This window comes from Cysteiniphilum sp. JM-1, assembly GCF_008711525.1.
GTDB lineage: Bacteria > Pseudomonadota > Gammaproteobacteria > Francisellales > Francisellaceae > Caedibacter.
Window position 1 is genome coordinate 1 of the sequence record NZ_VXKS01000010.1, and the last position, 19,527, is coordinate 19,527.

The 19,527-nt window shown below is 38.1% G+C and carries 20 protein-coding genes and 1 pseudogene; 16 read left to right on the plus strand and 5 right to left on the minus strand.

Annotation, left to right across the window (positions count from 1 at the left end):
- Positions 1-253: 253 nt before the first annotated feature.
- Positions 254-1,519 carry an RING finger domain-containing protein gene (locus tag F3D68_RS05835; RefSeq protein WP_151193514.1) on the plus strand — a complete coding sequence of 422 codons (1,266 nt, stop codon included), beginning with the start codon at positions 254-256 and terminating at the stop codon, positions 1,517-1,519.
- 10 nt (positions 1,520-1,529) lie between these two features.
- On the opposite strand, the gene F3D68_RS05840 is transcribed toward F3D68_RS05835, so the two are convergent.
- Positions 1,530-2,981 carry an APC family permease gene (locus F3D68_RS05840; RefSeq protein ID WP_224728251.1) on the minus strand — a complete coding sequence of 484 codons (1,452 nt, stop codon included), beginning with the start codon at positions 2,979-2,981 and terminating at the stop codon, positions 1,530-1,532.
- A gap of 211 nt (positions 2,982-3,192) precedes the next feature.
- On the opposite strand from F3D68_RS05840, the gene F3D68_RS05845 reads away from it, so the two are divergent.
- The 8 genes from F3D68_RS05845 to F3D68_RS11210 all read left to right on the plus strand — a co-directional run bounded on the left by F3D68_RS05845 (position 3,193) and on the right by F3D68_RS11210 (position 9,238).
- Positions 3,193-3,651, plus strand: coding sequence for a hypothetical protein (locus tag F3D68_RS05845; protein WP_151193515.1), 459 nt, complete (start codon positions 3,193-3,195; stop codon positions 3,649-3,651).
- A 6-nt stretch (positions 3,652-3,657) separates the two neighbouring features.
- Complete coding sequence (gene rlmB / locus F3D68_RS05850) at positions 3,658-4,437, plus strand: 23S rRNA (guanosine(2251)-2'-O)-methyltransferase RlmB (protein WP_151193516.1); 780 nt, start codon at positions 3,658-3,660, stop codon at positions 4,435-4,437.
- A 14-nt stretch (positions 4,438-4,451) separates the two neighbouring features.
- Positions 4,452-4,952 carry a sel1 repeat family protein gene (locus F3D68_RS05855; protein ID WP_151193517.1) on the plus strand — a complete coding sequence of 167 codons (501 nt, stop codon included), beginning with the start codon at positions 4,452-4,454 and terminating at the stop codon, positions 4,950-4,952.
- A 5-nt stretch (positions 4,953-4,957) separates the two neighbouring features.
- Entirely contained in the window at positions 4,958-5,632 is a 675-nt protein-coding gene (ung, locus tag F3D68_RS05860; RefSeq protein WP_151193518.1) for a uracil-DNA glycosylase, read from the plus strand.
- 80 nt (positions 5,633-5,712) lie between these two features.
- Complete coding sequence (gene def, locus F3D68_RS05865; protein ID WP_151193519.1) at positions 5,713-6,228, plus strand: peptide deformylase; 516 nt, start codon at positions 5,713-5,715, stop codon at positions 6,226-6,228.
- 181 nt (positions 6,229-6,409) lie between these two features.
- Positions 6,410-6,859, plus strand: a complete 450-nt coding sequence (locus F3D68_RS05870; RefSeq protein ID WP_151193520.1) for a heavy metal-responsive transcriptional regulator — start codon at positions 6,410-6,412, stop codon at positions 6,857-6,859.
- Positions 6,849-9,092, plus strand: a complete 2,244-nt coding sequence (locus F3D68_RS05875) for a heavy metal translocating P-type ATPase (protein WP_151193521.1) — start codon at positions 6,849-6,851, stop codon at positions 9,090-9,092. The genes F3D68_RS05870 and F3D68_RS05875 overlap by 11 nt, the downstream gene beginning before the upstream one ends.
- Positions 9,089-9,238: a hypothetical protein gene (locus tag F3D68_RS11210; protein ID WP_191092720.1), complete on the plus strand. Its 150-nt coding sequence runs from the start codon at positions 9,089-9,091 to the stop codon at positions 9,236-9,238. The genes F3D68_RS05875 and F3D68_RS11210 overlap by 4 nt, the downstream gene beginning before the upstream one ends.
- On the opposite strand, the gene F3D68_RS05880 is transcribed toward F3D68_RS11210, so the two are convergent.
- Both F3D68_RS05880 and F3D68_RS05885 read right to left on the minus strand, forming a co-directional pair.
- The gene (locus tag F3D68_RS05880; protein WP_151193522.1) at positions 9,220-10,089 is read right to left on the minus strand and encodes a MipA/OmpV family protein; all 870 of its coding nucleotides are present in this window, start codon (positions 10,087-10,089) and stop codon (positions 9,220-9,222) included. The two genes, F3D68_RS11210 and F3D68_RS05880, sit on opposite strands and share 19 nt — an antisense overlap.
- Before the next feature lie 17 nt (positions 10,090-10,106).
- Positions 10,107-10,709 carry a UPF0149 family protein gene (locus F3D68_RS05885; protein ID WP_151193523.1) on the minus strand — a complete coding sequence of 201 codons (603 nt, stop codon included), beginning with the start codon at positions 10,707-10,709 and terminating at the stop codon, positions 10,107-10,109.
- A 182-nt stretch (positions 10,710-10,891) separates the two neighbouring features.
- Between F3D68_RS05885 and F3D68_RS05890 the strand changes: the two genes are divergently transcribed.
- From F3D68_RS05890 to F3D68_RS05915, 6 genes are all read left to right on the plus strand, one after another.
- The gene (locus F3D68_RS05890) at positions 10,892-11,533 is read left to right on the plus strand and encodes an AAA family ATPase (protein ID WP_191092721.1); all 642 of its coding nucleotides are present in this window, start codon (positions 10,892-10,894) and stop codon (positions 11,531-11,533) included.
- Positions 11,530-12,438: a ParB/RepB/Spo0J family partition protein gene (locus tag F3D68_RS05895; RefSeq protein ID WP_151193525.1), complete on the plus strand. Its 909-nt coding sequence runs from the start codon at positions 11,530-11,532 to the stop codon at positions 12,436-12,438. Before F3D68_RS05890 ends, F3D68_RS05895 begins: the two co-directional genes overlap by 4 nt.
- 24 nt (positions 12,439-12,462) lie before the next feature.
- Positions 12,463-13,182, plus strand: a complete 720-nt coding sequence (locus F3D68_RS05900) for a glutamine amidotransferase-related protein (protein ID WP_151193526.1) — start codon at positions 12,463-12,465, stop codon at positions 13,180-13,182.
- Positions 13,169-14,050 carry an SGNH/GDSL hydrolase family protein gene (locus F3D68_RS05905; protein WP_151193527.1) on the plus strand — a complete coding sequence of 294 codons (882 nt, stop codon included), beginning with the start codon at positions 13,169-13,171 and terminating at the stop codon, positions 14,048-14,050. Before F3D68_RS05900 ends, F3D68_RS05905 begins: the two co-directional genes overlap by 14 nt.
- A 47-nt stretch (positions 14,051-14,097) precedes the next feature.
- Positions 14,098-15,108, plus strand: a complete 1,011-nt coding sequence (gene glk / locus F3D68_RS05910; protein ID WP_151193528.1) for a glucokinase — start codon at positions 14,098-14,100, stop codon at positions 15,106-15,108.
- A 109-nt stretch (positions 15,109-15,217) separates the two neighbouring features.
- Positions 15,218-16,384 carry an acyl-CoA desaturase gene (locus tag F3D68_RS05915; protein ID WP_151193529.1) on the plus strand — a complete coding sequence of 389 codons (1,167 nt, stop codon included), beginning with the start codon at positions 15,218-15,220 and terminating at the stop codon, positions 16,382-16,384.
- A 56-nt stretch (positions 16,385-16,440) separates the two neighbouring features.
- Here F3D68_RS05915 and F3D68_RS11460 read toward each other — a convergent pair.
- Positions 16,441-16,634, minus strand: a pseudogene (locus tag F3D68_RS11460) (oxidoreductase); the annotation flags it as partial.
- A gap of 195 nt (positions 16,635-16,829) precedes the next feature.
- Between F3D68_RS11460 and F3D68_RS05925 the strand changes: the two are divergent.
- On the plus strand, positions 16,830-17,996 hold the full coding sequence (locus F3D68_RS05925) for an MFS transporter (protein WP_151193530.1): 1,167 nt from the start codon (positions 16,830-16,832) through the stop codon (positions 17,994-17,996).
- Between the two features lie 26 nt (positions 17,997-18,022).
- On the opposite strand, the gene F3D68_RS05930 is transcribed toward F3D68_RS05925, so the two are convergent.
- Positions 18,023-19,492 (minus strand): peptide MFS transporter, encoded by a 1,470-nt coding sequence (locus F3D68_RS05930; RefSeq protein WP_151193531.1) that lies wholly within the window; start codon positions 19,490-19,492, stop codon positions 18,023-18,025.
- Between the last annotated feature and the right edge of the window lie 35 nt (positions 19,493-19,527).

Below are 19,527 nucleotides of genomic sequence, written 5' to 3' on the forward strand. Positions count from 1 at the left end.
TACATCATGCAACCGTGATTAGCCTAGAAGGAGAAAGTTATCGTATGAAAAAATAATTTTTTTGCTATAAATCGGCAAAGTTAGTTGTCGTAACCGGAAAAGTTAGTTGACATTTGATAATGGAACACCAGCTAAATGGCAAGGAAGCACGAATAATGTTATTTGAATGGTTAGCAACAATATTATTATTTGATGCTAATTTATTTCAATGTATTTAATGTTGTCAAATAAAGTAGGAATATAAGGAGATATAATGCCTGCATATAATATTATTGAGCCTAGTAATACTACTGCTCGCGTAAATTGTACCATTTGTCTTGAGGACTTACATGCTGATAATCCAACAGAACAGAAAGTCATATGTGAAACCACGTGCAAACATTATTTTCATAAGCCATGCATTGACACATGGTTGTCACGCTCAGAGGAGTGTCCACTGTGTAAAACGAGCTTTGGTAATAGGCGGCAACGACCAGAAGATAACTTTGATATCGGGGAGTTTTTAGAGGCGGAACAAAATGGCTTGGGACAAGCAGATGACTGTATTATTTGTCTTCAGCCAATGGATAGGTCATTTAATATTTTATGTCCAAATCAGCATGATTGTTTTCATGAAGCATGTGCGCGAACATGGTTGCAAAGTTCTCAAAGGTGCCCCGTTTGTCGAGGGGTTTCCCAACTACAAGTAGATCGTCCAGTGAGAAATGGCATAAGAGTTATAAATGGAAATGTTCCAGAGCCAAACTATCAAACAACTTTAAACCCATTATTACCAAATCGTCGAGAGTTTTTTCAAAATCTAGTAAATCAAAGTATTCCAAGTCAAAATATCACCTTGCAAAATTTAAAGGATGCTATAAATAGTGCCACTGGGAACTATTTAACGTGGCGAGGAAATGGCAGAGGTTTTTTCCACAGAGGAAATACAGGACGCGACCGAGCAGAAAATTTTAGAATAGAGATTAATAACTATAATGCTTCAGTTAGTAATTGTTGGCGACATATTTGTAATACCATTAGGGACTACCCGAGACATAATCACTCATACACATCATTTATTTTAAACAGCTTTAAAAACATTCCAGGTTTGAGGCTTAGAAACCTTGACTATACTTTAGATACGCGTGAAGTAAGAAACGAGCGTTACAGGTTGCTTGATGGCGGGTTATTGCAAATTAATATAGCTGAGCAACAAGCTCGTACCTTAAAAGCACTTGTTTTAGGGAGTACAGAAAGTCATCGTTTATTTTGGCGTATATGTTTTAATGAGAATGAGCCCAATAACCTCAGCACAATCGGGCAGACAAATAAAACCATTAATCTTCAACATAATGAGCGTTTGCAGTTATGGATAACCGCAGGACAGGAGCGTTTTAGAACGATTACAAGAAGTTACTACAGAGGTGCCCACATGATTATATTGGTAGGTGATAATAATGAGCTTAGGGACTTTGCCTCGCGCATACAGGAGAATAATGACACACCCGTAGTATGGATCAGATTACCTGTGGATCAGTAAATTTGTATCTTTATTTATTCAGTGAATGCCCTAATTTCGTCACAAAACGTTGACTGGTGACAATTAAAAAGAACACAATTGCCAAGATAATAGTGGCAATTGCTGAGCTTGCCACTAACATCAAAATCCATAAGAATATGACAAAACTAAATGCAAACCAGTTAAAGCCACCTTGTTTTATTTGCAGTACAGCATAAACTGCCATCATGACAGTGACAGCAAGATTACTCAGTAAAAAGTCTTTTTCTGGTAGGGTGGCTAATAGCAACGCCAGTACAATAAAGACAAATAAAGTCATTATTTTGGTTGATAGTTTGCGGCTACCTAACACAGCTAGCGAAAGTGGCGCACCCATATAACCTAACACGTTAAAGGCAGTAGTAATTACCATTAACGATGCCCAGCTTGCGGAATTTAACAAAATAATAATGCCAATAATGAAGTTTAAAAATAGTGAACGTTTAGATAAATGATGCACAGGACACAGCTTAGCAATCCAGCGTGGCATTTGCCCTTTTTCAGCCATCGCATAAAGCATTCTTGAGCAAGAGCCCATATAAGTTAAGCCGGTAACAGATGGGCTTACGATCGAATCAGCAATTAATAAAACAGTTAAGAAATTCAAACCAAGTAGCATGGTTAAGTTAACTAAAGGGCTTGAGAAATTAAGAGCCGCCCAACCTTTAGCAGCAACATCATGCGGCATTGCCGTCATAAAGGTAAATTGCAATAGCATGTATAAGATAAGGGTAACCACAACAGAGATAATAATCGCTAATGGAATATTGCGCGTTGGGTTTTTAATCTCGCTGGCAAACGATGCAACGACTTGAAAGCCATTAAACGCATAGACAAGCCCCGCACCTATAAGTGCCGTTTGAATCGAGCTTGCTGTGTAGTGATTAACCGCAAGATTAAGATTGGTGGTATCAAAGTGAGCAGCTAATAAAACGATAATAGTTAGTGTTGGAATACTGATTTTAAAAACAGTTGAGATATTGTTGACATAGGCTAATAGCTTGATGCCAAAGTAATTCACGATAAAGTAAATTGCTAAAATAATAATGGCAAATAGCTTGCCTGACCAAGTCAAACTTTCACCATGATATAAAGTCGTAAACTTGATAAATGGACTTAAATATTGCACGGTTGCTTGCGCTTCAGTTGGGATCATTGCTAATAATCCAAACCAGATGGCAAAAGCAAAGACCATGCCAAAGTCTTTGCCGTGGCTTAGTGATACGCATTTGGCATTTAAACCACGTTCAGGGAATAATGCGCAAAGTTTTGCAAAACATAACCCGACAATAATGGCGATAAAAGCCGCGCCTATCCATGCGATAAACGCGTAGTTTCCTGCTAATTGTGCATTTAATTGTGCGCTAAAGAGCCAACCAGAACCCACCATTGATGTCACTGGAATAGCAATGGCTGAAAATAATCCTACTTTATGTGCTTGCACTTGAGTAATCTCCCTAAAATTTTATACCCTAGACGTCATTATCCTACCAGTCTTTGAATAAAATTCATTATAAATTTTGCTGATTTATTTAAATGTCGATCATGTGCTAAATGCTTTCTTGAGTGATGGTACAAAACGCCAAGAAAACGCTGCAAAAAATGCAGTGTTAAGTATATAATGCCTGACATATATCTTCATAAGCTAAGTAATTATGTCCAAAAATAAAGTCACTTTATCGAACAGGAAGCGTTTAAGTGAGCTGCAAAATGAATCTGTGAGAACCATTGCAGATGTCAGGCGTGAGCAGATTCAATCAATGCGAGAAATGCATATTATGCCCGAAGGCAAGCTTGAGCTCGCGATTGAGCAAATGGTCACGGATGTGGTGTTTGAGCTAAGTAATTTGTATCGCCAGTGGAGTCAACCGCTTGATTTTAATCGTTTTCGCTACAGCCCGAACGAGCGCAATAAAAAATTATTATCTGAACTTAAGATGTTTTTGAATGAGATTGCAGATTGGTTGGTAACCAAAGGGTTTCGTGGTGAGGAATGTAAAGAAAAATGCCAAGAAATCATTAATCGGATTACCCATGGGTTACATTTTGAAGGAATTCCAATTGGTCATTTATACTTACGTGCGCCGAAAGGTCAAAGAAAAGAGAGTTTTTAATTAATTATGTCACTACTTTATGGAATACATGCGATCAAGGCGCGCCTTAAACTACATGCCGATGGTATTAAAGTTATCTATTGTCTTAAAGGCAAAGACACATCCCCAAGATTGGGTGAGTTAAAATCATTGATGGCTAAGAAAAATATTGAGTTTGAGCTTGTCAATAAGGATGAATTTCAATCATTACTACAGTCTCATGCACTTGAAGATGTGGTACATCAAAATGTATTAGCAGCTTGCCAAAGCGATATTAAGTTATATGAAGAAAGTGATTTATCGGATCTTATCGCTAGCTCTTCAAAAACACCTTTTATTTTAATCCTAGATGGCGTTCAAGATCCACATAATTTAGGTGCATGCATTAGAAGTGCTGAAGCTGCTGGGGTTGATTTTATTGTTTTCCCAAAAGACAACAGTGCGACGATCAATGCAACGGTTGAGAAGGTTGCCAGCGGTGCAGTAAGTAGCATGAAGCTTGTATCAGTCACGAATCTCTCGCGTGCTATTGGCGTCTTAAAGGATAAAGGTATATGGGTTACAGGATTAGCGGGTGAAGCAGAGAGTCTGATCTATGATAGCGACTTTAGCGGTGCGATAGCGTTAGTGATGGGTGCTGAGGGTTCAGGTCTTCGTTTTGGTACGCGTAAGATGTGTGACTATCTTGTGAAACTACCAATGCAGGGGCAGGTATCAAGTCTGAATGTCTCAGTTGCAGCAGGTGTTGCCATGTATGAAGTAGTGCGCCAGCGTCGTGAGCTATTGGCAGAAAACCTAAACAATTAAACTAGGAGATTGTTTTGAAATTAAAAAAATCAAAACCTATGCAGTGGGTTATTCTGGTCATTTTATTGTTTATCTTTGCGGGCATTATGGTAGATGCTTTGCATAGTCGTTATGAAAGTAAGCTGACGTTAAACACCTCACAACGTCAGGTTCAAGCCGATGCCAGTGCCTTATTGTCTTCCATTAAATTGACAAGTGACGAGCCACAAAACTATCAGTTGGGTTATCATAATTTTGAAGAAGGCAATTGTCCTCTTGCTTATCAGCAGCTTTTGCCTTTTGCGCGAAGTGCGGATACCAATGCCACTTTAGTGATTGGCTATATGTATGAGTTTGGCTGTGGAGTTGCCAAAGATATGAAAACAGCTAGTCTTTGGTATTATATTGGCGTACAACGCAATGCCTATAATAAATCACCAATGTTGCGTGGTTTGCATGCATATAATAGCGGTGATTATAGAATGGCAGCTGAGTGGTTTCGTATGGCCAGTGAGCTTAATGTCATCAGAGCATAACTAAGATGCAAGCAGATCTCTCATTGCTCTCATGGTCAGATGTTTTAGCTGATTATAAAAAAAGCACTGAATTTAAAGAAACCTTGGCTTTTGTTGATAATGCGCGATGCCAAGGAAAACAAATTTTTCCGCAAAAGGAAGATGTCTTTAATGCATTTAAATTGTGTTCATTTGAATCGCTAAAAGTTGTTATTCTCGGACAAGACCCTTATCACAATATCAATCAAGCTCATGGTCTGGCATTCTCAGTGCAGGCAGGTGTTAAACTACCGCCGTCGGTTATGAATATTTATAAAGAGTTGCACAATGATTTGAATGTCGATATTGCGAAAACAGGCGATTTGAGTGCTTGGGCAAAGCAGGGTGTGTTTTTACTCAATACTGTTTTAACGGTAGAGGCGCATCAAGCACATTCGCACGCCAATAAAGGCTGGGAGCAATTTACTGATCATGTGATTCGTCAGATTAGTCAACATAAAAGTCATGTTGTTTTTTTATTATGGGGAGCTCCCGCGCAAAAAAAAGCACAATTAATCGATCACAATAAGCATTGTATTTTGAGATCGCCACATCCATCACCCTTGTCAGCACATCGTGGCTTTTTTGGCTCAAAACACTTCTCACAAACAAATAATTACTTATTAGCGCATGATTTATTGCCAATTGATTGGAAAGTGTGACGCAAGTAGTTAAGCTCAAAAACAATTTATGGTAGACTAACGCGCATATTACAAATTGTTATAAATGAAGCTTTATCAATATGGCACTATTAACTGTATTAAAATATCCACATCCCTTTCTAAAGCAAAAGGCAGATCCTGTCGCTATTGATGCGATTAATGATGCGTTACGTCAAACAATTGCTGATATGTTTGAAACGATGTATGTCGAGCATGGTGGCGGTTTAGCTGCCACGCAAGTGGGACTCAACATGCGCTTATTTATTATGGATGGCTCTGAAAATAAAGATCAAAAAATCGTTGCCATTAACCCTGAAATCATCGAACGCAAGGGTGAAATTGATGACGAGGAAGGGTGTTTGTCATTCCCTGGCGTCTCAGCTAAAGTTAAGCGTGCTGAGTGGGTTAAAATGCGCGCTTTAAACGAGTTTGGTGAAGAATATGAAATGGAATGCGATGGCTATCATGGTCGCTGTATTCAGCATGAAATTGATCACTTAGATGGAATTACTTACTTTGATCACTTATCAGCACTGAAGCGTAAGATGATTGAGAAGAAATATAAAAAATTGATGCAGGAAAATGCTGAAGACTAAACTGCATAGATTATTTATTAAGTAGTCATTGCCTGATTGGCTGCTCTCACCACTTTTAAAGTATACTATTTTTTGCTTAACTTAAATTTCTTAAAATATTTCAAACTAGCTCCTTGACCTTAACCCTAAGGTTAATCTTATATTGACTATACTAAATGAAAGATAATCATCTGGAGACGTTATGAATATTGGTGAGCTTTCGCAGCAATTAGGCATTACAACGGTTACTTTAAGGCATTATGAAAAGATTGGTTTATTAAAGCCCAAGCGCAGTGCTAGCGGTTACCGACAATATGACCAATCAATCATTGATAAGATACGATTTATTGAAAATGCCAAGTATATTGGCTTTAGTTTGGCAGAAATTTCTGAGTTATTTGCGATTGAGGATAAAAATCTATCAAGTGCTGAGATCAAGCAAAGAGTTTGGCAAAAACTAGAAGATGTTAATGAGAAAATTACATTATTGACACAGTTAAAGCAGCATCTCACAAAGCTTGAACAGTTCTGTGACGGCAAGGCAGCAAGCAAAGACTGTCCGATTTTAAAAGACCTTTATCAAAATCAAGAAAATACGAAAAGGCTGCAAGGAGCAATAAGAAGTAAAAAGGAGCAAAGTAATGATGAATAATGCAAAAATAAATCAGTATGAGTTTGCATTGAAAAATGTCTCATGCATGAGCTGTGTTGGCAAGATTGAATCAGCGCTTGCTAAAACACCGGAAATTACAGAAGGGCGCGTTAATTTTGCTGATAGAACCCTTCATGTTGAAACGCATCTTAAAGCACTAGATATTATTCAATGTTTAAAGCAATTAGGTTATATCGCTGAAGAAATCACCGAAGCCTCAGAGAAAGCTACATTGGCTGAAAAACCTAAGCTATGGCAGAAGGTAATTATCCCTGGTGTTTTTGGCTTGTTTTTAATGTTTTATGGTATGAGCTCATACTCGCCAGTAATTATGCCGCATAACATAAATATATTTTGGCTTATTATGTCAGTGCTTACGCTTGTTATTATGGTTACATCAGCTGCACATTTATATAAATCAGCCTATAAAGCCTTTTTGCAGCATCACGCAACAATGGATACGCTGATTAGTTTAGGCACGATAGCCGCGTGGATTTATTCAATAATTGTGATTATAACGCCAACAATAATCCCTGAAAATGCCAGACATAATTATCTTGAGGCAGCACTTATTATCATAGCACTGGTTAATCTTGGCGCTTGGTTAGAGCAAAAGGCACGTGGTAAAACATCCGAAGCCATTAAACAACTTATTGGTTTGCAACCAAAGTTTGCCTATCGTATTAATGCTGATGGGCAAGAGGAGAAGGTTGAGATCGATCAGCTGAAACTGGGTGATGTAATCCGTGTTAAGCCTGGATCTAAAATTGCACTAGATGGTGAGATTATCGAGGGTAGCTCTTATGTTGATGAGTCTATGTTAACTGGTGAGCCCGTAGCCGTTGCAAAGTCAATGTCAGATAAAGTATTCTCAGGTACCATCAATAAAACGGGTAGTTTTAACTATCGTGTGACTAAACTCACTAAAGATACGATACTTGCGCAAATCATTGCATTGGTGAAACAAGCGCAAAATACCAAGCCATCTATTGCGCGCTTTGCCGATACGGTATCAGGCTATTTTGTCCCTTTTGTTATATTATGCGCAATTGCAGCAGCACTTATTTGGTTTAATTTAGGATTTGGCATTGGTTTTATGCTCGTGTCAGGTATTACAGTACTTGTGATTGCCTGTCCGTGTGCACTAGGTTTGGCAACGCCAATTTCAATTATTGTGGGGATGGGTAAGGCCGCACAACTAGGCATTTTAATCAAAAATGGTGAAGCCTTACAAACTGCGAGTAAAATAACACATGTGGTGCTTGATAAAACCGGTACGATTACCAAAGGGAAACCTGAAGTTGTCAGTGTAACTTGTGTTGATGGTATTAATGAACAAGATTTATTAAAAATAGCGGCGAGTGTAGAAGCACATTCTGAGCATCCATTGGCTGAAGCAATTGTCAAAAAAGTGTTAAATTCAGCAGAGCTATTACCCGTTAATAATTTCCAAAGTCATACAGGGTTTGGTGTGACAGGAGATGTCGACAGTCAGAATATTATCATTGGCAATCATAAAATGATGGCAAATCATGGCATTGAAAATCTCAAGTTAGAAGCACTTGCGACAACTAAAAGCCATGAAGGTCAAACGGTCATGTATGTGGCAGTTAACAAGGTATTAAGTGGCATTATTGCTGTTGCTGATCCCGTTAAAGAACATGCTAAAGAAGCCATTGATACATTCAAGCGCAATAACATTCAAATTACGATGATCACAGGTGACAATAAACAAACCGCGAAAGCAATTGCTAAAACGCTTGGTATAGATAAGGTCTTAGCCGAGAGTATGCCAGAGGATAAACTTAAGCATATCAAAGCTTTACAGCAGAAAAATGAAACGGTTGCCATGGTTGGCGATGGGATTAATGACGCACCTGCATTAGCACAAGCGGATGTGGGTTTTGCGATTGGTAATGGCACAGATATTGCGATAGAAAGTGCCGATATTACTTTGATGCGCAGCTCACTTATGAATGTTGTTGATGCTATTTTGGTCTCACGGGCTACAATGAAGAATATCAAGCAAAATCTATTTGGTGCTTTTATCTACAATGGCTTGGGGATTCCAGTAGCTGCAGGGGTGTTATTCCCTGTTTTTGGTGTGCTTTTAAGTCCGATGATTGCAGCAGCTGCAATGGCTGCATCATCACTCACGGTTGTTACTAATGCAAATCGCCTACGGTTTTTTAAGGTTAAACATGTTAACCAATTTAAAGGAGAAGTAGTATGATTACGGTTATTGTGAATTTTCTATTAATCATTATCGCCATTTTTGTAGTGTATTGGTTTTGGTTGTCGCAAGCAAAGATTGAGAAAATACAAAATAATATAGCGACGATCACTGTTAAAGATGAGGGCTATAAAGCAAAGTTGTAAGTAAAGGAAACAACAGTTGTAAAAATATATTGATTGCTGACCATTGGGCTATTATAAACTTCATTTGATAAACGGTTTAATCTGGTGGCAATGAAGATATTCCAATGTTTTGAAAAGTTTACTGCTGTCATCAAACCAATATAGGGGCTAAGTGCGCCATTTGTTGTGTATTGTGGCAACCCTGATTTCTGTGACTCAGGTGCTGTAATTCCATAGTAATAATCAGTGATTTCCTTGCTGCTATAACTTAAACCAATCGAAGGTGTAACAAAGAAAATTAACTTTGTATTTACTGGCAATATCAGACGTTTACTATATTCAGCACTTAGCAAATAACCGTTGGTGCGCGTTGTAACATCAATATTAGCAGCGAATGCTAAATCACCATAAGTGCTTTTGAAACCTTGGGTGAGTCCCAACATTACAAGGTAGTTGCGATTATCAAGCTGTTGTAACTGCGGATCATCACTTTGACTAGCCCTAAATATTTCAGGATATAGAAATAACTGTGCTTGTGTTTTAGTGTGCTTGGTATTTAAAAATCGGTAAGCAATATATGGTCCATTGATCGAGAGATTTTCACCTTGATAGCTAATGACGGGGATGGGTAAGATAGTTGGCGAGGTATTTTTATAAGGATTTGGCGAAAAAATACCACCAAAGCCGATGCCAAAAGGGTATGCTTCCGGTTTGAAAGCTTTATATTCATTATTGAGTTGTTTCGCTTTAGTATTATCAGTCGCAGTGATCGTCTTGGTATTGTTGTCTGAATTATGAATGTCAGAATATGCGGGCGCAGAAAGCGCCAATAAAAGATAAAAAGATATTGTAGCAAGATCTTTTTTCATCATATGAATGTCGTCCTATCTTATTTGGCATTTGGGTTACTGCAAATTAACGCATATAACTGAATGATTAAATCAGTGAGTCTCTCTAGTGATTTATTACGTTGATCTAATGATAAATGCTCGAAATCGCAATCATCATCAAACCCTAAAATATCATCAATAACGGCTTCAATTTGCGGATTTAATATCCAAGCATCTACGAAGTACTCAAAGCCACGTTCAAAACCATCAAGCCATAGATCAATCGCAGGCAATGCTTGATCATTATGCATTTCGTGATAAACAAGTGGTTCAAACTCAGTCAGCTCATTGGCAAATGCTTTTTTGACACGGCTGTGTTCAGCAATCAATAACTTTATCAGTTTTTCTTTTTCTGCTTGAGATGTAAATTGAGGTAGTGCATCTTCTTGCCAAACACCTTCTAACCAATCGTCATGATCTATCATGTCAGGGCAAAGCAATACCGCTGTCAGATATCCATCTAACATAGATAGTGAAAAAATATGCTCATCTTTATCAAAATCATCGGCAGGTTCTGGATATAAATTAAGAAGCAGATCATCGAGCTCATTAGCTTTATTTGAATCGAATTTAGTGTGTTTACTTGAGGCTTTGTTATGCATAATGCATCCTTGTTTTTTGTTATTGGGTCAAACTAGGAAGAGAGTATAGTCAAACTGAGCCGGTGAATCAAAATAAACACTAAGCTTCATACGGAATAAAGCAAAAAAGCCATGGCAGAAAGGCTGTAAAATGCTTGATGAGTGTTATATACTGGCACAAGCATTAAACGTAACTTAATCAGTTGAAGATGAAGACAGCAAAAGTAATTGCCCTTTTACAACAAAAAGGTGGCTCTGGTAAGACAACAACCGCAATGAATATTTATGGTGGACTTAAGGAATTAGGTCATTCTGTATTAGTTATTGATATGGATAAAGACAAGCCAGATGCTTGGTCATGGGCAGCTAAAAATGAAGACTCGGCTGATAGTGTTATTCAAGTGGATGAAAAGCATGCCAGAGAGGCAATTGCAGAAGTTAAATCAAAAGTCGATTATATCGTTATTGATACACCACCAAATTTTCAAACGGCAGCCTTAAAGGCGGCCTTACTAGCTGATTTAGTGATTATTCCAGCAGCGCCCAGTGGCATGGATTTATCAGGCCTTCTTGAAGCAAAAGATCTAGCGTTAACTGCTGATCGCCCTTATAAGCTACTGGCTAATCGCGTCGTTAAAGGCTCAAACATGTCACGCAGCTTGCTTAATGTGTTAGAAGAAGAAGGTAAATCTTTTAGTACGTTTATTCCGCAAAGTGTTAAGTTTGTCGAAGCTGAGGCCTCTGGTATGTATATTGGCGATTACGCACCTGAGAGCAATGTCCATGTTCAAGTCAGAAGGTTAGCTAAGGAAATCGTGGCTTCATTCTTAAGGGTGACTGCATGAGTGCCAAAATATCCTTAGCCAATAGAAAAAGGGTGCATGAATTGGGGAGCACTGATGGCAGCGCTGATAATAAAAAGGAAGCGTTACTGGCACTTAAGCTTAAAACTTTAAACGAACATGCAGCACAATCAGGTGGGTTGCTTAATATCAATTTAAATGAATTAATGCCTGATCCAAATCAGCCGCGTAAGATCTTTAGAAATATTGATACTTTGGCGCAGAGTATCGCGCAAAAAGGCATTATCCAACCGATTATTGTAACGCCTAAAAAGGATGATGGTTTTTATCATATTATTGCTGGTGAGCGCAGGTTTAGAGCGGCAAAAGAGCTTAAGCTTGAAAGTGTGCCATGCATTTTACGTGATGAAGCAGATAATGATATTTTAATTATTCAATTGCTTGAGAACGAGCAACGTGAAAAAGTCTCTCCCTTTGAAGAAGCGGATGCTTTAACTGAGCTTGTAATGAAGCGCAAAGTGAACAAAGCAGAAGTTGCTGAATCTTTAGGGCGTGAACCAAGCTGGGTATCAATGCGCTTAAAACTTGCCAAATCGTCACAAGCAATTCGTCTGTTAAGTCAAGATGGTTTGATCGATGATGTGCGTACACTCTATGAATTAAAAAAGCTTGAGGATGAATTACCGCAAGTTGCCAATCAATTTGTGCAAAAAGTGCGAGAGAATAAAATTCATGGCGCTTATCGCCAAGCGATCAAGCGTGCTAAAGAAACATGGTATAAGAAACAAGATAAGCTTGACGACAAAGAAAGCTCAATTCAGATTGAAGAAATCTTGAATTTAGATGATGGGGTAATCGGCTTTAAAGCAGATAAAGAACATGCCAGTAAACTCTATACGTTCAAGTTATCAAAAGCAGCATTAATGCAGCTCAAAGAGATGATTTAAAGAGTTGGGGTTTAAGAGGTCTTAATGAAAATAGCCTTACTGCAAGCTGATCATATTCCAGAATATCGCCACTGTGTTTCAGGGGGTAATTACCCTGATATGTTTGCCAATCTTTTTTTGAAAGTCTCAACCATTGTCGATATTGATGTTTTTGATGTGACTGTTGGTGAATACCCAAAGGATATCAATCATTATGACAAGTTTATTATTACCGGCAGCAAAGCAACATCATTTGAACGTTTGCCATGGATTTGTGCCCTAGAAAATTACATAAAGACACTGTTTAGTTTGCACAAAAAGATGATTGGTATTTGCTTTGGTCATCAAATCCTAGCGCAAGCCTTAGGTGGACGTGTTGAACGCTCTGTTAAGGGCTGGGGTGTTGGTGTACAGTGCATTAAAATACTTGAAAGACAAGCTTGGATGTGTCCATTTCACGATCATTTGAGCTTGGCTTTTTATCATCAAGATCAAGTGGTTGAGCTGCCGAAAGGCGCCACTTTAATTGCCACAAACACCTTTTGTCCTGTACAGATGTTTGTCATTGATAATTTAGTGTGGGGAATGCAAGCACATCCAGAGATGTTGCGCGCGCATAATCATTTATTAATAAAAGAGCAAAAAGAAGCATTATCACATTGCTTTGAGTCAGGCATAGATAGCTTGAGAATGCGTGATCACGGTAGGGTGGTTGCGCAATGGATGGTTAATTTTTTTGAAGGAGCTAACGATGACTGTTGGTAGTATTGTAGTATTTGGCGATAGCTTGCAAGATAATGGCAATTTAATTAAAACACTGGAAATTCCAGGGGTACCTTATGATCGTGGGCGCTTTAGCGATGGATTGGTTGCTTGTGAGTATCTTGGCAAGATGCTCAAAGAAAAGCAGCAAACAGTAGCGGATATTAAAGTAAATAATTATGCCATAGGTGGTGCATGCACCTCAGGTAAAAATCCAAAATCATTATTAACAGCGCATTCTTTTTCAGTACAAAATCAGATTGATCGCTATGTTGCTCGACAAGGGCGCTTTGCTGATGATGCGCTTATTATGCTAAATGGTGGTGGCAATAACTTTTTATTTGCTGTGCATAATGAAAAACCTTTCTTAAACTTTCCCGCGGTCTATCGCGTTGCCAGTGATTTACTTTCTAGTATTGATCGAGTCATTAAGCTTGGTGCCAAGAGAGTTGTTGTCTGGAATGTGCCAGATGTGACTGTCGCACCTGCTTATGAGGTGACACCTTTTCCAAAGCCTGTAGTTATTTGGCTTAAGAAATATATCAAGCGTAATATTATCAAGCAGAATAAGCAGCTTGAAATCGGTGTTAATAAGCTTAAAGAGAAATATCCTTTCGTACAGATTCATTTATTTGATGCCTATGCCTTATTGCACGAAGCCTTAGAAACACCAATGGCATTTGGTTTTGATAATGCAACGGAAGCCTGTATTAGAAGCTTTGGTGGTGTTGATGCTAATGGTGAAATCCAAACAGATATTCCGATTGAACATGATCCACAGACACATTTATTTTGGGATTATGTTCACCCAACAACCAAAGCACAAAAGATGCTTGCTGAGAAAATATTTGACTTACTACATCCGCTGTAGTGTATTTTAACCATGATTTAATTTGTTAAACAACAAGGACAAAATAGATGATCGTATTAGCTGGTGATGTTGGTGGAACCAATACACGTTTGCAGTTGACTGAGTATAAAGACAAAAAGTCAAAAGTATTATTTGCTAAAAAATATTTAGCCGTTGATTTTAAAAGCTTATCCGCCATTATTGAGAAGTTTCTTTCCGAATCGGCGATTGATAAGGCGTTGATTAAAGCTGCTTGCATTGCTGTGGCAGGTCCTGTTAAAAATGGTGCGATTGAATTTACCAATCTACCGTGGGGACTTACGGAAACCGAGTTAGCTGAAGTATTAACGCTTGATATTAGTAAGGTTAAATTAATTAATGATTTTGCCTCTATCGGTTATGGCTTAGACTCTGTGGAAACCAAAGACTTAGTCTGTCTACAACAGGCGCCGATTGATCAAAATGCACCTGTTGCAATGGTTGGTGCGGGCACTGGCATTGGTATGGGGATCGTTACTAAGCATGATAACAAGACCTTTGTTTACCCAAGCGAAGGAGGGCATCAAGATTTTGCACCTGTTGATGATGAACAGATTGGCTTGTTTCAATTTTTAAAGAAGAAGCTGCATCGTGTGTCCATCGAACGTATTTGTTGCGGTCCTGGTCTTGTTAATATATATAAATACGTCGTTGCTAACCCTTTATATAATCAACCAGAGTCACCTGAATTAAGACGCGATATGCATAAAGGTGGCGATCAAGCGCAGCTGATTACGCAATATGCCGTTGAAAAGGGTGATCCGATGTCATTAAGAGCCGTCGATATCTTTATTCGAGTTTATGGCGCAGTTGCTGGAAATATGGCGCTAGCCACTTTGCCAAAACGTGGGCTTTATATTGTTGGCGGCATTGCGCCAAAGCTTATTAAGCAAATGCAAGATGGCCGCTTTATGAAAAACTTCCATGATAAAGGACGTATGACGGGGTTAATGAAAGAGATTCCGGTTTTTGTCGTGATGGATACTGATGTAGGTATAAAAGGGGCTAGCGCTTTTGCCTTGTCATTGTGCGAAAAATAATCCTAGTATTTTTAGAGATTTGCGATAAGATGAGCAGTGGAGATTCATTTTTCGCTTTGCGTTTTCGCATTTTTGTTTTTTGCTGAATTAACTTAGAAAAAGGATACGTATGCAAAACAATGTAGAAAAACGGCCACTTGATATGAAAAGTGTGCTGATTTTAACGTTAACACCGATTGCGGCATTAATATTTATTCCATATTATGCCGTAACTTATGGCTTTTCCTTGGCTGACTGGCTTTGGTTTGCCTTTTTTATGATAGCAACTGGCTTGTCGATTACTGCAGGCTATCATCGCTTGTGGTCGCATCGCGCCTACAAAGCAAAAGCACCCCTTAAGATCTTTTTTATGCTATTTGGTGCGGCAGCTTTGCAAAACAGTATTATCAAATGGTCATCGGATCATCGTAAGCATCACCGTCATGTTGATGATAAGGAACTTGACCCTTATGCAGCAACCAAAGGCTTTTGGTATAGCCATTTCACTTGGATGCTAAGAGAGTTACCAAGAAAAGTGAGTAAAATTGAAAACGTCAATGATCTTGAGAAAGATAAGATCGTTGCTTTTCAACATAAATACTATGTGCCATTAGCTATTTTTATGTGTGTATTATTGCCAATGCTTATTGGAGCTACCTATGGCAGTATTGGTGGGTGTTTGTTATTAGCGGGCTTATTACGTTTAGTGCTTAATCATCATTTTACATTCTTTATTAACTCACTAGCGCACATTTGGGGTAAACAGAAATACTCTGATGAGAATACCGCACGTGATAATCCTATTTTGTCATTAGTAACTTATGGAGAGGGTTATCATAACTATCATCACAAGTATGCTGGAGACTATCGCAATGGTGTCAAATGGTATGACTTTGATCCTTCTAAATGGATTATTTTTAGTGCATCAAAAATTGGTTGGGCATATGATCTAAAAACCACACCAAAGCCTGTGATTGAAGCAGCACGCGCGTCGATGCAATTGAAACATGCACAAAACAAGCTTAAAGATAAACGTTATATCAAGTTAGTTGTTGACTTTGAGCAGCGCTTAGAGACGCAGTATAAATTGCTTTTTGATAGTATTAAAGACTGGGCAAAGGCCAAACAAGCCTGTTTGCAAGCAAAGAAAGATAAACTTCCATCAACACAAATAATTCAACTTAAAGAGCGCTATAAGGAATTAAAGCGTAAATTCAAAACTGAACGCAAAGTATGGCGCGTAATGGCTTATTCGTCAGTTAAACTTGCCAAGTCACAAAATGGACGTGCTGCTTAAGGTTAAAGTCAGATAACCACCCCTCCACAAATCACTTTTTGATGGGTATATATCAATTAAGGTTGTTGTTTTGTTGCCGCAATAACAATTTCGCGAATGCAAACATAATGCAAACATTTTGTGGCTGCATATAAGCATAGATAGCGGCATTAGCAACATCATCAGCGGATAAAACTCCGCCCATATCATCTTTCCATGCTTCATAACCAGCTTTTATCTCTGATGATGAAGTATGGCTTAATAATTCAGTTATTGAGACGCATGATTCTATAAAAGCATGGTAGATTTAATTTAACATAATATATATTATGCGAATCTATATAATCATAGTAAAACAACTGCCTCATAATAAGCTTCATACATTTATGCTTGTGATCATCTTGTTAATTCAACCAAAGTAACTATCATCTTTTATTATGCAAACTGACCTTATTATTTAATCATCATGGATAAATCCAAGACGCTGATAGCGCTTTTACTTTGTACGCCAATATTTGGTATTGGTATTGATCTTTACACACCTTCATTGCCACATATGAGTGCCTATTTTAATAGCACAGCAACAGCAACTAAATTAAGCATTAGTTTATTTATGCTCGGCGCATTTATCGGCATGATTGTTTTTGGCACGATTGCTGATGCTTTGGGACGGCGCAAAATTGTCTTATGGAGTTTGGCGCTTAATATGGTATTTAATATTGCTATTGCATTATCACCGTCAATGTCATGGGTTATTATTTTCCGTTTTATCACAGGTATTTGTGCAGGAAGTGTGTCATCAATGAATCGCGCGCAAGCCACCGATATCTTTAGCGCGCAAGAGATGAAAAAAGTCTCTTCATCAATGACGATTGCTTGGGGTCTTGGACCGATTTTGGCACCCTTTATTGGCGGCTTGCTACAGGAGTATATTTCATGGAAAGCAAGCTTTGTGTTTCTTGCATTTTATTCCTTTATTCTTATGGCGTTTGTTTATCGTTATGTGCCTGAAACTCATGTACACAAGCACAAATTAAGTCTATCTAAAGTGTTTGCTAATTATAAGCTCGTCCTAAGCTGTCAGCAGTTTTTAGGGGCTATTTTACAAAGTGGCGTGCTGTATATGCTGCTGCTTTATTTTGGGATTATTGGCAGCTTTTATATTCAAGAAATATTACATTATTCTGCCGCAATCTTTGGTTATATTTCATTATTTATCGGTATCGCTTATTTTGCTGGAACGATTGTAAGGCGCTTATTAAGCTTTGTTGATGATAAAATTCTAATGAATATCTCATTTGCCATTTTGCTTATAAGTAATGTTGTATTCCTTATTATGAGTTTTGCCTTTAGCCAAAGCCTTAGCATATTACTTATTAATATCTTTATCGCCTGCTTTCTTACCGGTATTTTATATCCTATTTACTTGAGTAAAACCTTAAGCTTATTTCCGCAATTAGGAGGTACTGCTGGCGCTATGGCAGGGGCTTCAGTCATGTTAATCATTAGCTTAATGACCTCCATTGCCAGTCTTTTTCGCATCCATACGCTAACAGAGTTTGTTGTGCTTTATCTTGTGACGGTTGTTATTGTCGTCATTATTCAAATGCTAACAAGCACAAAAAAATCTTAAAATTGACACAGCCGCCCTGCTTTTTGTTATTTTAATTCAATCTGATGTTTGTTAGCCCAAAGCTGCATAAGATAAGCAAATATCACATAGATCACACCTAAGCCGATACATATTAATCCAACCCAAAAGAAATAAGACATATAGGTTGGCAGGCTTTCCAATGGATTAACTTTACCATCAGGCATGGCAACTAATTGCCCTAGTTTTCCTGCAAGCGCCCCACCTGCGGCTAATGCCAACATGAAAAAGCCCATGCCAAGAGTGACGATCTCTTTTCTGAAATATAATGCTACCAATGAGAAGCCAAGAGCAGCAACAAGTAGTTCAGCTAAAGCAGCAAAAACATAAAATAAAATCATCCAGTTACCATTGATATAACCATCTTTGGCACTCAATAGACAAATGACAAATAGTACGATAAATGCAGCACCTGATATGATAGTGCCTAATGCATATTTATAAGGGATAATTGAAAATTTAGTGCGCTTTGATCGTTGATATAATAGTGCAAGAATCGGACTTAAAATAACTAACCAAAAGGCATCCAATGAGGCATAAGTCGCCGGTGACACATTTAAACCAATTAAAGTTAAATGCACATTATGCTTAGCAAATAAGACAAGGGTTGAAAACATCTGATTATAAATCACAAAGTAAACAATGGCTTCAATAATCAATAGCACACCGATAATTTGCATGAAACGCACTTTAATATCTGCCACTTTCATTGCGTCTTGTAGCATATAGATAAACATTACAATACATAGCGCTATAATCAGATAAAAGGAGACATCAGATATCTGAAATAGCAAGTAACAAACGACGATTTGCACTAAGGAACCTAAGACAATCATCGCAATAATTTTTAAATTAATGTGCTCACCATCACGTTCACCGTTAATATCTTTTAATAATTGGTAACGCAAGCCATAGTTTAGTAGTGAGACAATCATCCCCAGTACCGATATTCCAAAAGCTGCTGAATAGCCCGTGTGTTCAGCAATGATTGGGGTAATGGCAATTCCTAGGAAACTACCAATATTAACACCCATGTAATATAGCGTGAAAGCTGAGTTGGAACTGGCTACGTTATTGCTAAATATCTTTGAGATTAACGCTGTCGGTGCCGGTTTAAAGAAACCATTACCAACAATAATAAACGATAATGCCCACATAACGGTATTAAGATTATGCGTCAATGCCAACATGCCATAACCAACAAAGAGCATAATGCCACCGGCAACTAAAGCACGCTTAATACCAATGTATTTATCGGCAATATAGCCGCCAATAGTCGGTGTTAAATATAGCAGTGCGGCAAAGATGCCAAAAATCAGATAAGCTTTAGATTCATCAAGATGCTCTGCGGTGATAAATAATAAAAACAATGATTGAAAGCCATAAAAAGCATAACGCTCCCATAACTCCATAAACCAAATGACGCCAAATTGGCGCTTACTTAAATTTTTTTGATTGATTTGATGTTGTGTACTCATTATTGGTGAAATTCTCGATATTTTAGCGTGAAAAT